General features: G+C 62.2%; 15 protein-coding genes. 4 read left to right on the top strand and 11 right to left on the bottom strand.

Annotation, left to right across the window (positions count from 1 at the left end):
- Positions 1-23: 23 nt before the first annotated feature.
- The gene (locus tag HKX24_RS11145; protein ID WP_067266882.1) at positions 24-254 is read right to left on the bottom strand and encodes a DUF1127 domain-containing protein; all 231 of its coding nucleotides are present in this window, start codon (positions 252-254) and stop codon (positions 24-26) included.
- A 110-nt stretch (positions 255-364) separates the two neighbouring features.
- Between HKX24_RS11145 and HKX24_RS11140 the strand changes: the two genes are divergently transcribed.
- The 3 genes from HKX24_RS11140 to rpsI all read left to right on the top strand — a co-directional run bounded on the left by HKX24_RS11140 (position 365) and on the right by rpsI (position 2,905).
- Positions 365-1,780: a PLP-dependent aminotransferase family protein gene (locus HKX24_RS11140; protein WP_271693631.1), complete on the top strand. Its 1,416-nt coding sequence runs from the start codon at positions 365-367 to the stop codon at positions 1,778-1,780.
- Between the two features lie 160 nt (positions 1,781-1,940).
- A complete protein-coding gene (gene rplM / locus HKX24_RS11135) occupies positions 1,941-2,402 on the top strand; it encodes a 50S ribosomal protein L13 (protein ID WP_067266879.1) in 462 nt (153 codons plus the stop codon).
- A gap of 2 nt (positions 2,403-2,404) precedes the next feature.
- On the top strand, positions 2,405-2,905 hold the full coding sequence (rpsI, locus tag HKX24_RS11130) for a 30S ribosomal protein S9 (protein WP_067266905.1): 501 nt from the start codon (positions 2,405-2,407) through the stop codon (positions 2,903-2,905).
- Positions 2,906-3,053: 148 nt separating this feature from the next.
- Here rpsI and HKX24_RS11125 read toward each other — a convergent pair whose 3' ends face one another.
- Entirely contained in the window at positions 3,054-3,743 is a 690-nt protein-coding gene (locus tag HKX24_RS11125; RefSeq protein ID WP_271693632.1) for a hypothetical protein, read from the bottom strand.
- Positions 3,744-3,981: 238 nt separating this feature from the next.
- On the opposite strand from HKX24_RS11125, the gene HKX24_RS11120 reads away from it, so the two are divergent.
- Positions 3,982-4,977, top strand: coding sequence for an LLM class flavin-dependent oxidoreductase (locus HKX24_RS11120; protein ID WP_271693633.1), 996 nt, complete (start codon positions 3,982-3,984; stop codon positions 4,975-4,977).
- Positions 4,978-4,989: 12 nt separating this feature from the next.
- Here the strand turns inward: HKX24_RS11120 and HKX24_RS11115 are convergent, their stop codons facing one another.
- The 9 genes from HKX24_RS11115 to HKX24_RS11075 all read right to left on the bottom strand — a co-directional run bounded on the left by HKX24_RS11115 (position 4,990) and on the right by HKX24_RS11075 (position 12,751).
- Positions 4,990-5,607, bottom strand: a complete 618-nt coding sequence (locus HKX24_RS11115) for a TetR/AcrR family transcriptional regulator (RefSeq protein ID WP_067266873.1) — start codon at positions 5,605-5,607, stop codon at positions 4,990-4,992.
- A complete protein-coding gene (gene ppk2 / locus HKX24_RS11110; RefSeq protein ID WP_271693634.1) occupies positions 5,600-6,469 on the bottom strand; it encodes a polyphosphate kinase 2 in 870 nt (289 codons plus the stop codon). Before ppk2 ends, HKX24_RS11115 begins: the two co-directional genes overlap by 8 nt.
- Positions 6,470-6,518: 49 nt before the next feature.
- Entirely contained in the window at positions 6,519-7,499 is a 981-nt protein-coding gene (locus HKX24_RS11105) for an alpha/beta hydrolase (RefSeq protein ID WP_271693635.1), read from the bottom strand.
- Positions 7,483-8,400, bottom strand: coding sequence for a homoserine O-succinyltransferase (gene metA / locus HKX24_RS11100; RefSeq protein WP_271693636.1), 918 nt, complete (start codon positions 8,398-8,400; stop codon positions 7,483-7,485). The genes HKX24_RS11105 and metA overlap by 17 nt, the downstream gene beginning before the upstream one ends.
- A gap of 56 nt (positions 8,401-8,456) precedes the next feature.
- The gene (locus HKX24_RS11095; protein WP_271693637.1) at positions 8,457-9,317 is read right to left on the bottom strand and encodes an ATPase; all 861 of its coding nucleotides are present in this window, start codon (positions 9,315-9,317) and stop codon (positions 8,457-8,459) included.
- 12 nt (positions 9,318-9,329) lie between these two features.
- On the bottom strand, positions 9,330-10,262 hold the full coding sequence (locus tag HKX24_RS11090) for a DMT family transporter (protein WP_276154013.1): 933 nt from the start codon (positions 10,260-10,262) through the stop codon (positions 9,330-9,332).
- 110 nt (positions 10,263-10,372) lie between these two features.
- On the bottom strand, positions 10,373-11,485 hold the full coding sequence (locus HKX24_RS11085) for an outer membrane protein transport protein (RefSeq protein ID WP_271693639.1): 1,113 nt from the start codon (positions 11,483-11,485) through the stop codon (positions 10,373-10,375).
- 121 nt (positions 11,486-11,606) lie between these two features.
- Positions 11,607-12,476, bottom strand: a complete 870-nt coding sequence (locus HKX24_RS11080; RefSeq protein WP_271693640.1) for a DMT family transporter — start codon at positions 12,474-12,476, stop codon at positions 11,607-11,609.
- Positions 12,473-12,751, bottom strand: a complete 279-nt coding sequence (locus HKX24_RS11075) for an antibiotic biosynthesis monooxygenase (protein WP_271693641.1) — start codon at positions 12,749-12,751, stop codon at positions 12,473-12,475. Before HKX24_RS11075 ends, HKX24_RS11080 begins: the two co-directional genes overlap by 4 nt.

The raw sequence follows: 12,751 nt of genomic DNA, 5'->3' as shown, positions 1-12,751 counted from the left end.
GTCTGGCAAGCGCCACAGGGAAGCTACGCCTGCCAGAACACGCGGGAAGCCTCGGCCGAGGCTTGTTCCGGTGTCAGTCCCGCATCTTCAAGCTCCCACGGTTCAAGCGCGGCAAGCGCGATCCGGGTGCGTCGGCGGGCCGCCCATGTGGTCACGACCGCCGCAAAGCGCAGCGCAATCACCGCAGGGACCGGCAGGGCGCGGTATGTCATCAATGTCATTGCATCAGCGGTAAGGGGGCGTGCCTGTGTCATGGGGGAACTCCTTGAAATTGTATTGGCGAAATTGTATTGACACAAAGTGTAGAATACCTACAGATACAACGGTACAAAGCGCGGTACAATTTGACCACAGGAATATTGTAATGGGTACAATTTGGCAGCCGACACTGGCCGAGGGGCAGGGGCCGAAGTACAAGCTCGTCGCGCTGACCATTCGGCAGGGGATCAACTCCGGCGCTTTGGCGGTGGGGGATAAGCTGCCGCCGGTGCGGGAACTGGCGTGGCAATTGGGGATTACCCCCGGCACCGTGGCGCGGGCCTATACCATCCTCACCGATGAAGGTCTGTTGGAGGCCGAGGTGGGCCGTGGCACCTTTGTCGCCCCGCCGCAGGCGGCCATCCGCGAAGATGTCTGGAATCGCGAACAAGATAGTTGGATCAAGGAGTTGGAGGTTGCCGATACGGATGCGGTCAGCCTCTTCAGCCCACGACTGCCGGACATGGGGCAGGTGGCGCTGATCCGCAGCGCCCTGCGGCGGGTGGCGGATGTGCCGGGCGAAGACCTGATGAACTATCCCACCCGCGACGCCTATGCCCCGGTGCGGCAAGCGGTGGTCGACTGGCTGTCGCATCTCGCGCTCGGGCCGCTGAGCGAGCGTGACGTGGTGTTGTCGCACGGTGGGCAGAGTGGAATTGTATTGGTACTTCAGGCGATCCTGTCGGGGCCGAAGCCGGTGATGCTGGTCGAAGACCTCTCCTACGCCGGGTTTCGCCGCGCGGCGGAAGTGCTGCGCGCCGAGGTGGTCGGGGTGGCGATGGATGCAGAGGGCGTCCTGCCCGAGGCGCTGGACAAGGCCGCGCGCGACAGCGGGGCGCAGGTCTTTTGCACGACGCCGGAGGTGCATAACCCCACGGGCAGCCACACCAGCCTTGAACGGCGGCGTGCGCTGTTGGAAGTCGCCAAACGGCATGGGTTGGAGATTTTGGAGGATGACTGCTACCGCATGGGCCACGCCCGCGCGCCGAGCTACCGCTCGCTTTGGCCCGAGCATGTCTGGCATGTCTCTTCGATCTCAAAGGAATTGACGCCCGCCCTGCGCGTCGGCTTTGCACTGGCCCCGGCGGGGCGCTCGGCGGATCTGCGGCGGGTGGCGGAATACGGGTATTTCGGCCTTGCCCGGCCCTTGGCCGAGGCGACGCGGATCCTCCTGACCGACCCGCGGCTCAAGGAGATCTGCGCCGATATTCGCGAAAGACTGGCGGAATATGTCGAAGTGGCGGTGAACCATCTGGGCGGCCACGCCTTGGAATGGTCGCGCGATGTGCCCTTCCTCTGGCTGCAACTGCCGCCGGGGTGGCGGGCCGCCGGGTTCTGCCGCGCGGCAGAGGCACAGGGCGTGCAGATCCGCTCGGCCGATGAATTCGCCCTGCGCGATGGCCGCGCACCCCATGCGGTACGCATCGCGGTGAACGCCCATGTCTCTCTGCGGTCCTTCGAGGCGGCGATGCAGCGGCTGCGCTGCCTTCTGGACAATCCACCCGAGCAGATCAGCGTGTAGAAATATGGGGTATTATTTTACCTAAATCACAACACCTTGTTTTGGCTTGTAAAATCAGGCATTGCTGCGCTTGACCCGGCGATGCATGTGTTTATAACGCCTCCATCAGACACCGGGCGGGGATTCCTCGTTCCGACCAACCTCAAACGGGAATTCATCCATGAAAACCTTTTCTGCGACACCGGCAGATATCGACAAGAAATGGATCATCATCGACGCCGAAGGCGTCGTGCTGGGCCGTCTCGCCTCGATCGTTGCCATGCGCCTGCGCGGCAAGCACAAGCCGTCCTTCACGCCGCATATGGATTGCGGCGACAACGTGATCGTCATCAACGCCGACAAGGTGCAGATGACCGGCAAGAAGCGCGAAGAGCACTTCTACTGGCACACCGGCCACCCCGGTGGCATCAAATCGCGCACCAAGGCACAGATCCTCGAAGGCGCGCATCCTGAGCGTGTTGTGACCCAAGCGGTCAAGCGCATGCTGCCCGGCAACCGCCTGAGCCGCCAGATCATGACCAACCTGCGCGTCTATGCAGGTAGCGAACACCCCCATGAGGCGCAGAGCCCCGAAGTTCTGGATGTCAAATCCCTGAACAAGAAAAACACGCGGAGTGCATGAGCATGGCTGACGAAATCAAATCCCTCGACGGTCTGGAAGCAGCCGTGACCGACAACATCGGCGGCGTGCAGGGCACCGAGACCGAAGTGACCCCCCGTGAGCCGGTTCGTGACGAACTGGGCCGCGCCTATGCCACCGGCAAGCGTAAAGACGCGGTCGCCCGCGTTTGGATCAAGCCCGGTTCCGGCAAGGTCATCGTGAACGGCAAGCCGCAGAACGAATACTTCGCGCGCCCCGTGCAGCAGCTGATCCTCGCGCAGCCGTTCGGCATCACCAACACCGAAGGCCAGTTCGACGTGATCGCGACTGTCAAAGGCGGCGGTCTGTCCGGTCAAGCGGGCGCGGTCAAGCACGGCATCTCCAAAGCCCTGCAACTCTACGATCCCTCCCTGCGCGGTGCGCTGAAAGCGGCAGGCTTCCTGACCCGCGACAGCCGCGTTGTCGAGCGGAAGAAATACGGTAAGGCCAAAGCGCGCCGGAGCTTCCAGTTCTCCAAGCGTTAAGCTTACCGGTCATTTTTTGCGAAAGGGCTGCCCTCCGGGGTGGCCCTTTTTCGTTGCGGTGGGCAGGGTTGGCCGCGGCACATGAAAAAGGCCGCCGCGGTCTCCCGCAGCGGCCTTAGGGTCGGATCGCTTCTGATCCCGAGACGGCTTAGCCGCCGATTTCGTAGCTCACGGTGAAGCCCAGCACGCCGTCGCCATCGTTGGTGTCTTCGTAAAGCGCTTCGAAGGTGACGCCGTCACCGAAGTCATAAACGGCACCGGCTTCGGCATAGATGTTGTCGTCACGGTCGCTGTTGCCGATGAGGCCAACGGCGGTCCAACGCTCGGACAGGGGCGCTTCGAACGCCACTTCCTGATCGCTTTCGCCATTGTCGGGGTCGATGATCACGGCGAATGCGCCCGAAGCGTCGCGCCCGATGGGGAAGCCCAGCGTCGCGGTGATCTCTTCGCTGTGGTCTTTGGAATCGTTCAGCCAGATGTAGCCATAGGTCAGGTCCCAGCTCAGGCCCTGACCGAAGTCCGCGCCGTAGCCGAGGTTTGCTTCGAATTCGACGTCATCGGTGGGGTCTTGGTAAAGCGATGTCGCGCTCAGCCCGGTGTGGAAGCCGCCGTAGGTCAGCTCAACAAAACCTTCGACTTCGTTTTCGAGGTGATCGAAATCATCCGACGTGTTGAACCGCGTCGCGGCAGAGACGCCGGCGGTCCAGCCAACCATGGAAGTCATGGTGCGGTCTTCGATGACCGGGTCGAAACCGGTGGTGACGTTTTCCTGCGCATAGGCAGCAGAGGAGAGCAGCCCGGCGGTGAGGCCGAACCCGATAAGATGTTTGATATTCATGGCATTTGCCTAGTTTTGGACCATAGCTTGTCTGCGACTGGCGAGGTCAGGTTGTGAAGGCCCCTCGGATAGGGCGCTCACCGGGGGGCGGCAAGGCCCGATTGCGCATATCTGACATGCGTTAGAACATAACATTGTGATCGACGGAAATTTCGCCCAAGTCGTTGGTTTTTCTGGGGCGACGTGGTTCCGGGCGGGGCTGTGCCTGCCTATATCAGCCCCAACACAGGAGACAGTCATGCAGTATTCAGTTCTTGATCTTGCGCCCGTGCCCGAAGGGTCGGACACCACCACCGCCATCGCCAATTCCGTCGCTCTGGCGCAACTGGCCGAGGCCAAGGGCTATCACCGGTTTTGGATGGCGGAGCATCACAACATGCCCGGCATCGCCTCGGCGGCGACCTCGGTTCTGCTCGGGCATGTGGCGGATCACACGAAAAAGATTCGCGTCGGCGCAGGCGGAGTGATGTTGCCCAACCATGCGCCCTTGGCCATTGCCGAACAGTTCGGCACGCTGGCGGCGATTCATGGCGACCGGATCGATCTGGGGCTAGGCCGCGCGCCGGGCGGGGATCAGGCGGTGGTGCGCGCCATGCGTCGCGGCATGAGCGCGGGCGATCAATTCCCCGATGACGTGGCCGAGTTGATGGCCTATCTGGGCGCGCCCGATCCCCGCGCGCCGGTCCGCGCCCATCCGGGTGAGGGGACGCATGTGCCGATCTGGATCCTCGGCTCCTCGCTATACGGCGCGCAACTGGCGGCGCATTTCGGGCTGCCCTATGCCTTTGCCTCACATTTCGCGCCGGACGCCTTGGAAGAGGCCACGGCGATCTATCGCCGGGATTTCAAACCGTCCGAAGCCTGCCCTGAACCGCGTTTCATGCTGGCGGTGAACGTCTTTGCCGCCGACACGGATGAGGAAGGCACCTATCTGCGGACCACCATGCAGCAGGCTTTCGCCCGCCTGCGCACAGGCCGCCCCGGCAAGCTTCCGGCCCCGGTGCGCGACATCGATGCCGAGATCGGCGCGGGCCTGCGCCAAGGGGTCGACCACGCGCTGCGCATCTCTGCCGTGGGCAGCCCTGAGACGGTGAAACGCCAGTTGGAAACGCTGATCGCGCAGCACCGACCCGATGAGTTGATCTTGACCGGGCAGATTCACGACCATAAAGCGCGCCTGCGCTCGTTCGAGATTGCGGCGGATGTCTTGCAGGAGATGAAAGTGGCGGCCTAAGGGCCGCCGCCCTCACTCGTCAGGGCTGACCAGCCCCAAGCCGCGCAGATAAATCCCGATCCCGGTTTCCAGCAGGTCATCGGGCGGGAAGGGCGAAGCGCGACCGGGGGAGTTACGGGCGAAAAGCTCGACCACGCCGTGGCTCATCGCCCAGATATGAGCCGAGAACATCGAAGCTGGTGGGCGTTTGTCCGCCGGGATATGTTGGCTGAGGTCGGTCGCCGCGCGTTCCAGCACCGCATTGGCGCGGTTGGCGGCATGGGCCAACTCCGGCGTGCGGTTGACCGAGATACCGGATTCGAACATCGCGATGTAATGGCCGGGATGTTTGCGGGCGAAGGCGAGATAGGCGCGGCCCGTGGCCTCAAAGGCTTTGAGCGCCGAGGGTTGGCCGGATTGATAGGCGAATTCCATCAAATCGGCAAAAATATCATAGCCTTGATGCGCGGCCTCGGCAATGAGGTCTTCGCGGCCCTCAAAATGGCGATAGACCGCCGCCGGGGTGACGCCCGCGCGTTTGGCAGCCTCGGAAAGGGTGAAACCCGTGGGGCCGCGCTGCTCGATCAACTCAAGCGCCGCGTCGATCAGCGCTTGGCGCAGGTTGCCGTGATGGTAGCCGCGCTTAGGCATCCCAGATGTCCGGCCCGCCGCAGATTTCATCGTCGATCTTGCCAATCGCCTTGGTGTCTTTCTGAGGATAGTCGAAACGGTGCAGCAGGTGGCGCATGGCCGCGAGACGAGCGCGGCGTTTGTCGTCAGAGCGGATCACCGTCCACGGGGTTTCATCCGTATGGCTGCGCAGCAGTGTCTCGGCGATGGCGGCGGAATACTCCTCCCATTTCGCGAGACCTTTGACGTCGATGGGGCTGAGTTTCCACTGTTTCAACGGATCGGATTCGCGCGATAACATGCGGCGCAACTGCTCGGCGCGGCCCACGTTGAGCCAGAACTTGATCAGGTGAATGCCGTCTTCGACGAGCATCTGCTCAAACGGGGTGACCTGTTCAAAGAAATGGGCGCGCTGTTCGGGCGTGCAGAAGTCAAAGACCTTTTCCACCACCCCGCGATTGTACCAAGAGCGGTCATAAAAAACCATCTCGCCCGCTGTGGGCAAGTGTTTGATATAGCGTTGAAAATACCACTCGCCCTGCTCGGTTTCGGTGGGTTTCGACAGGGCCACCACCCGCGCAGACCGCGGGCTGAGGTTTTCGCGCATACGGCGGATCGTGCCGCCTTTGCCAGCGGCGTCGCGGCCCTCGAAGACCATGACGACGCGCTGCCCGGTTTCGCGCACCCAGGATTGCAGTTTGACCATTTCGATCTGCAAACGGTCATAGTCGCGCTCATAGGTCTTGCGCGACAGACGTTCGTCATGCGGATAGCTGGGCGAAAGGATATCGTCCTTGTCGGCCCGCTGGATCGCTTGGCGGATGTCCTCGGGGGCGTCGTTCTCGTAAAAGGCGCTGATTGCGCCGTCAAAGGGCAGGTCCATGGGCGCTCCTCGCGGGTTGTTCTTGTTTCAATATGGGATGTTAAGGCGGTTAACGCAAACCGGCACGGGCGGCGGCGCGGTCGATGGCGTCGACCACCGCCTGCGGGTCGGCGTGATGGGGCATATGGCCCATGCCGGGCAGGCGGGTCAGGGCGCCGTTGGGGATGTCTTTGATCAGTTCCTCGGCGTGGATATGCATGGGGACAATGGTATCGGCATCGCCGTGAATGATCTCGACCGGCATGGTCAGGCGGTCATATTGCGCTGCCATTTCAACCACATGGGGGCGAAGCTGGTGGACCTGTTGCGCATTGGCGCGGCTGGCGCTGCGGCGCAGGGTGAGGCCCGTGCCGATGTGATCGGCATAGCCTTCGGGCGCTTGCTGTGGCGCAAAGATCGCCGCTATGCTGCTTTGCACCACGCTGTCTGGCACAAAGGCGGTGACGGCGGGGATAAAGAGCGCACCGCCAAGCCGTGAGGCGCTGACGTTATAGAGCCAGCCCAGACCGCCGGGCCATGGCTCCGACACGGCAGAGACCAGCACCAGCGCTGCGGTCTCATCGGGGCGTTGCAGCCCCCAAGCCAGCGCCACGGCCCCGCCAAAGGAATGGCCCAGCACGATGGGGTTTTCGACGCCCAGTTGATCCGCCGCTTTCTGCAAAAGCGCGGCCTGTTCCTGCGGTGACTCGCCGCGCGGGTTCCAAGGCCCGCGCGCGCCGGGCAGGCGGGCGGTATAGCCCATGCCGGGACGGTCGAACATGATGACGCGGTAGCGGTCGCTCAACCGCTCAGCGAAGCCCAAAGTGAAATCGCGCAGGTTGCCGTTGGCCCCGTGGATCAACACCAGATCCGGCCCGCTGCCGATGATCTTGGCATGGACTGGCAGGCCGTCCACCGTGATGATCTCACCCTCAGGCGGATGGCTTGCCTCGGCCCGCGCCTCATGCCGCGCGGCGCGCCATTGGACGAGCGCGGTGAGCAGCGCCAGCCCGAGGAGGAGGGCAAGCAGCAGTTTAATGGCCGATCTCATTCATATCAAAGGGGGTGGTTTGGTATATCTCGTTGATCCAATTGCCATAAAGCAGATGCGCGTGGCTGCGCCAGCGGTTCACCGGCGTGCGCGCGGGGTCATCCTCGGGGTAGTAGTTGCAGGGCACGTTGATCGGCACGCCATTCTCGACATCGCGATCATACTCTTGCTTGAGCGTGTCGCGGTCGTATTCAAAATGGTTAAAGACATAGAGCGCGCGGTGCGCGGGGTCTTCGATCAGACAGGGGCCAACCTCATCACTGCCCAAAAGCGTGGTCAGGCCGGGGTGGGCGTCAACCTCGTCTTGGCGCATCTCGGTCCAGCGCGAGACGGGCACGGTGCAATCATCCGAAAAGCCGCGCAGATAGGGCGAGGCGGGCGCGAGATTGCGGTGCCGGAAACAGCCGAAAGCCTTTGCGCTCAGCATGTGTTTCTTGACGCCGTGGAAGTGGTTGATCATCGCCATGCCGCCCCAGCAGACGCCAAAGGTGGAGTGGATGTTGGTCTGGGTCCATTCCATCACCTCGCCCAACTCGTCCCAATAGGTCACCTCGTTAAACTCAAGATGCTCAATCGGCGCGCCGGTGATGATCAGCCCGTCGAACTTCTCGGCCTTCATTTCCTCGAAGGGGCGGTAGAAGCTTTCCATATGCTCGGCGGCGGTGTTGCGGGCCTGGTGATCGGACATGCGGATGAGGCTAAGCTCGATCTGCAGGGGTGTCGCGCCGATCAGCCGGGCAAATTGGTTTTCCGTCTGAATTTTCTTGGGCATCAGGTTCAGCAGGGCGATGCGCAGCGGGCGGATGTCTTGCCGCGAGGCCAGTTCCTCGTCCAGCACCATGACCCCTTCGTTGCGCAGAACGTCGAAGGCAGGCAGGCGGGAGGGGATCTTGATGGGCATGAGACAGGTCTTTCAGGGGTGGCCAGTGCAGTCAGATAATCTTGGGCGGGGCGGGTTCAACCGCCCGCGGGCAGGTGGCGGGCGATCAGATCGGTAAAGTCTTCGGGAGCGTTCAGTGCGTCGATGTCGGCGGGGGTGATGGTGACACCCCATTTCGACATCGCCGCATAGCGGGGTTGGCGGTGCGACAGGGCAGCGGCATAGGTCCAGCGGATGAAGTCGTCGGGGTTCACCGCGTCCTCTGTAATGTTCTTTTCCGCCAGATAATCGGCCCATGCCCGGGCGAGGAATTCTGGCTGATAGGCCATCGGTTTGGGCGCTTTGTCAAAGCGGCGGATGAGTTCCTCGGTATGGGCCTCGTCACCCTTGATCCAGACCAGCAGACATTCCTCGGCCAATTGCTGCAACAACGGGTCGTTCGGGTCTTCGGGGTCGAGCCATTCGCAGATCGAGCCACCGGTGTCGCAGATGAAATGCGGATAGCCATAGAGCGCCTCGGCGCGGGTGGCGAAATAGCTGGTATCCTCCAGCGCGTTGATCTCGGCCCGGCGGAAAGCCTCTTGACGTTTGGCGTATTCGGCCATCGGCAGCCCGCCGCGCTCCGGGTCGCCCGGTTTGCCCAGCCATGTCGCCACGGGCGAAAGATTGTCGAAGGTGATGTTCGATCCGATGTAGATGCTATCGCTCAGCAGCAGGTCGCGCAGGAAGGGCACTTTCATCGCCTCGGCCTTGGCGTTGTCGGCGATGAGTTCGCCCAAGTAGCGGGTGCCGATGCGGTAGTCGATGGAGTAGTGAAACCAATCCCCGCTGGCGCGCAGCAGGCTGGAGAGATGGGTCTTGCCCAAGCCCGACATGCCGAAGATCAGAACTTTGCGCCGCGGCGCCGCGCGCCAATCGTCAGCCGTGGGGTAGAGCATGTATCACCAAGGTTAAGTGCTTCGTTTCCCCTGACTACCCCAGTGTTTCACCAGACGCCAGATGCGGCCATCGAGCACCAGAAGCCCAAGTGCGAGAAGGGCGAAACCGCCATAGGCAGCGGGGCGCAGGGTCTCATCACGCAGCCAAGCGCCCAGCAGGATCGCCACGGGGGCGACCAGCAGTGTCACCAACATCAGGTTGCTGCTGCCCGCCATGCCGAGCACGCGGTAATAGAGCAGATAAGCCAGTGCCGTCGCGGCAAGCGCGTAATAGGCGATGGCGACGAGGGTGGCGGGGGCGAGGTCGAGCGTCAGCGGCCCTTCGACCACCCATGCCAACGGCAGCATGATCAGCGTGGCCCCTGTCAGCATCCCGGCGGCGGCCAATTGCGGCGGCTGGCCCGGCAGCAGTTTGCGCGCGCAGACCCCGGCCATCGCATAGGACATCGCCCCGCCCAGCACGGCCAGTTGTGCAAGGCTGCCGAGGTCGAAATTCGTGAGATTTTCCAGACCGATGGCGGTACTGACACCCGCGAAGCCAAGGCAGACGCCAATCGCCTTGCGCGGGGTGATCCGCTCATCCCCCAGAAAGGTCGCCGCGGCCAGCACGCCAAAGATCGCGGTGGCGGCATTGAGGATCGAGGTCAGCCCCGAGGGGATGTGCAGCTGCCCCCATGCCATCAGCGAAAAGGGGATCACATTGTTCAAAAGCCCCATCAGCAGGAAGGCCGCCCAGATGCGCGGGTCGCGCGGCAGTGGCAGGCGCATGGTGGCGACGGCGGCCCAAAGCACCAGCATCGCCCAGAACACCCGATGCGCGACCGAGGTCAGCGGTCCGATCTCATCCAAGGCCACCCGCACGGCGACAAAGGACGCGCCCCAGAGCAGGGCGAGAAAGCCCATTTCGATCCAAGCGCGCGGGGGGATGGTTTTCTGTGTGATCATGGCTTGGGTTTAGGCTGTTCCGTTGATCGGCACGACCCGAAAGATGCGCATGCATAAAAAACGCCGCCCGAGGACCTCGGGCGGCGTAATCTCGACGGGTCTGGTGTGGATCAGAACGTGAAGCCTACTTTCACGCCAAAGGCCAGAGCATCGTTGTCTTCGAAGTCCGCCGCCGGGGCGAAGCCCGGGATCGCGGTCTGCGCGTCGCCGATGTTGACGTAGCGCACGCCGGTAGTGATCTTCATGTTGTCGCGGGTATAGACGGCAGCCAGTGCAAGGCTCTTGTTGCCATCGGTCGGCCCGAGGTTGGAGGCGAACCCGCCGTTGGACTTCTCATAGCCGACGGAGGCCGAGACTGACCAGTTGTCGTTCAGGCGGCGGCCGACGCCGAGCGAGTAGGTGAAAACGTCGTCATCGTAGCTGACGAGGGCACCTGGGGGGTATTGATTAGGAGTGATATCGAAGGATGACCAATCTACCCAACGCACACCGCCGAACAGAAGTGTGTCAGCAGCAATGCCTGTCTGGAAATCAAGATTGATCGATTGCGGCGTTTCTACGTCGAATTCTTCCGTAGTCGTGGCTCGACCGGTGGCGGATGTACGGGAGGGGTAACTTTCCACGGCGGTAATATCGTGGTCAATTTTGGAATTATAGGTCAGTGCGACGCGAAGAGCGATATCAGGTCTTTCGTAGGCGACACCGGCCGAATAACCTACGCCTACGTCGCGGTCACTATCAATAGTATAACCACCTCCGGGAATGAACGGTATTGCAGCGCTGGCTTCAATGCTCTGCACGCGGACACCGCCGTGGACGCTGAAGTTGTCATTCATGCGGTAGCGCAGCAGGCCGGTCAAGGCGTGGCTATCTAAGTCGGCTTGCGAACCTCTTGCAAAATAACCCGTGGAAGTGGGATAGTCGACATCTGCTCCAAACGGCTGATCATAGATGATCGCATAGGACAGTTTGTCGTTGATGTCGGCTTTATATGCGGCGCCAAACTGCATGTAGCTGTCGGTGGCATTGCCAGAATCCTGGCTACCAAGAAGCGTGACCGATGTGCCCGAGGTATCGGGCGAGATATGCCCAAAGCTGAACTCCGCATAGCGGCCGCTTTCAAACAGGGCATTGATGGATTGGCCCGACCGATCGATGCCGCCAGCTTGAACGATTGCCGTAGATGCCAACAGTGCCGGAATTGCCAAGAAATAGGTTTTCATTTGCTTTCCTCCCAAGACTTCTGTGCGGTTCCTCCCCGGCACAGGTTAGAAACGATCTAAGCGGATTGCTGCCGTTTGCGTCAATCACTGACCTTGGGTCAGGTTAAAATCTGCGCAAACATTACCTTGGGTGTGCTTTGCGGGTCTCAAACCAGATGTTGAGGTAGTTGCCAGCAAAGATGATCGCGGCCCCGACGAAGACCCAGACATCCAATGCTTCGGCATAGAGCAGCATCCCGACCACGGCGATGGCCGGAAGGCGGACAAAATCGATCGGCACCACCACCGTCGCGGGGGCGAGGCTCAGCGCGTTGGTCAGGCAGTAATGCGCAAGCAGCCCGCAGGCGCCGACCAGTAGCAGAAAGGGCATCGTCTCAACCGTGGGTCCGGCGATGTCGCCGTCGTATCCCGCCGAGATCAGGCCAAAGATCAATTGCAGCGTGGTGAGGTAGAACAGGATCGTGGTAATCCCTTGTGTCCGCGTCAGCCGTTTGGTCAGCACATTGGTCAGGGCAAAGAAGAGGGCACAGCCCGCCGCCGCCAGAATGCCGGTGTTGAGGTTGCCGATATCGGGGCGCGCCACGATCAGGATGCCGATGAACCCCAGGACGGCGGCCAGCGCCCGTGTCGCGGTCAGCCGTTCGCCAAGCAGGAAAACCGACAGGGCGATGACCCATAGGGGCGATGTGAACTCCAACGCGAAGACCTGCGCCAGCGGGATCAGCGACACGGCGAGGAACCACAGGTTCTGCCCGGTGAAATGCGCAAGGTTGCGCAGCAGTTGAAGGCCGAAGTTGCGGGTGTTGATCTGCCGCCACGCGCCCGTGGCCCCGGCGAGCGACAGGACGATGATCACGCCAATCACGCTGCGGTAAAGCATCACCTCGAAAGTGTCGAACCGCGCCGAGAGTTCGCGCCCCGCCACGGCCATGGTGGAGAATGACCCGATGGAGCCGATCATCCAGAGTGCGGCGCGAAAGGTGGGGCTCATGTGGTTTCTGTGATCTGATAGTCGCGGGCGATCCCGGCGGTGAGCCGCGCCCAGTCCGATGCTACGGCACGGGCCTGATGCGCCTCAAAGGCCGCCCGGTCGGTAAAGAGCTCCGATACCTGCCAGACAAGGGGATCGTCGGTCGGGGTCACGTCGAAGCCAAGGCAGCCCGGCTCGGCCCGGGTGAGACGCAGATGCGCGTCAAGCCCTGCGCGCACCCGGTCCGCCTCGGCCCGGGTGGCGCAGCGAAGGTGGCCGGTCAGGGCCACCCGCAT

The sequence above is a fragment of the Sulfitobacter sp. M85 genome (genome assembly GCF_029285915.1).
GTDB classification, from domain to species: domain Bacteria; phylum Pseudomonadota; class Alphaproteobacteria; order Rhodobacterales; family Rhodobacteraceae; genus Sulfitobacter; species Sulfitobacter faviae.
The sequence above is the reverse complement of the archived record's forward strand: the minus strand, read 5'-3'. Positions and strand labels throughout refer to the sequence as shown.

Bases quoted from the DNA above. Each gene is read 5' to 3' on its own strand.
- HKX24_RS11140 (WP_271693631.1), top strand. From the start codon at position 365: ATGGGTACAATTTGGCAGCCGACACTGGCCGAGGGGCAGGGGCCGAAG.
- HKX24_RS11080 (WP_271693640.1), bottom strand. From the start codon at position 12,476: ATGAGCCCCACCTTTCGCGCCGCACTCTGGATGATCGGCTCCATCGGG.
- rpsI (WP_067266905.1), top strand. From the start codon at position 2,405: ATGGCTGACGAAATCAAATCCCTCGACGGTCTGGAAGCAGCCGTGACC.
- HKX24_RS11090 (WP_276154013.1), bottom strand. From the start codon at position 10,262: ATGATCACACAGAAAACCATCCCCCCGCGCGCTTGGATCGAAATGGGC.
- HKX24_RS11095 (WP_271693637.1), bottom strand. From the start codon at position 9,317: ATGCTCTACCCCACGGCTGACGATTGGCGCGCGGCGCCGCGGCGCAAA.
- HKX24_RS11105 (WP_271693635.1), bottom strand. From the start codon at position 7,499: ATGAGATCGGCCATTAAACTGCTGCTTGCCCTCCTCCTCGGGCTGGCG.
- HKX24_RS11075 (WP_271693641.1), bottom strand. From the start codon at position 12,751: ATGCGGGTGGCCCTGACCGGCCACCTTCGCTGCGCCACCCGGGCCGAG.
- ppk2 (WP_271693634.1), bottom strand. From the start codon at position 6,469: ATGGACCTGCCCTTTGACGGCGCAATCAGCGCCTTTTACGAGAACGAC.
- HKX24_RS11145 (WP_067266882.1), bottom strand. From the start codon at position 254: ATGACACAGGCACGCCCCCTTACCGCTGATGCAATGACATTGATGACA.
- HKX24_RS11085 (WP_271693639.1), bottom strand. From the start codon at position 11,485: ATGAAAACCTATTTCTTGGCAATTCCGGCACTGTTGGCATCTACGGCA.
- metA (WP_271693636.1), bottom strand. From the start codon at position 8,400: ATGCCCATCAAGATCCCCTCCCGCCTGCCTGCCTTCGACGTTCTGCGC.
- HKX24_RS11115 (WP_067266873.1), bottom strand. From the start codon at position 5,607: ATGCCTAAGCGCGGCTACCATCACGGCAACCTGCGCCAAGCGCTGATC.
- HKX24_RS11120 (WP_271693633.1), top strand. From the start codon at position 3,982: ATGCAGTATTCAGTTCTTGATCTTGCGCCCGTGCCCGAAGGGTCGGAC.
- HKX24_RS11125 (WP_271693632.1), bottom strand. From the start codon at position 3,743: ATGAATATCAAACATCTTATCGGGTTCGGCCTCACCGCCGGGCTGCTC.
- rplM (WP_067266879.1), top strand. From the start codon at position 1,941: ATGAAAACCTTTTCTGCGACACCGGCAGATATCGACAAGAAATGGATC.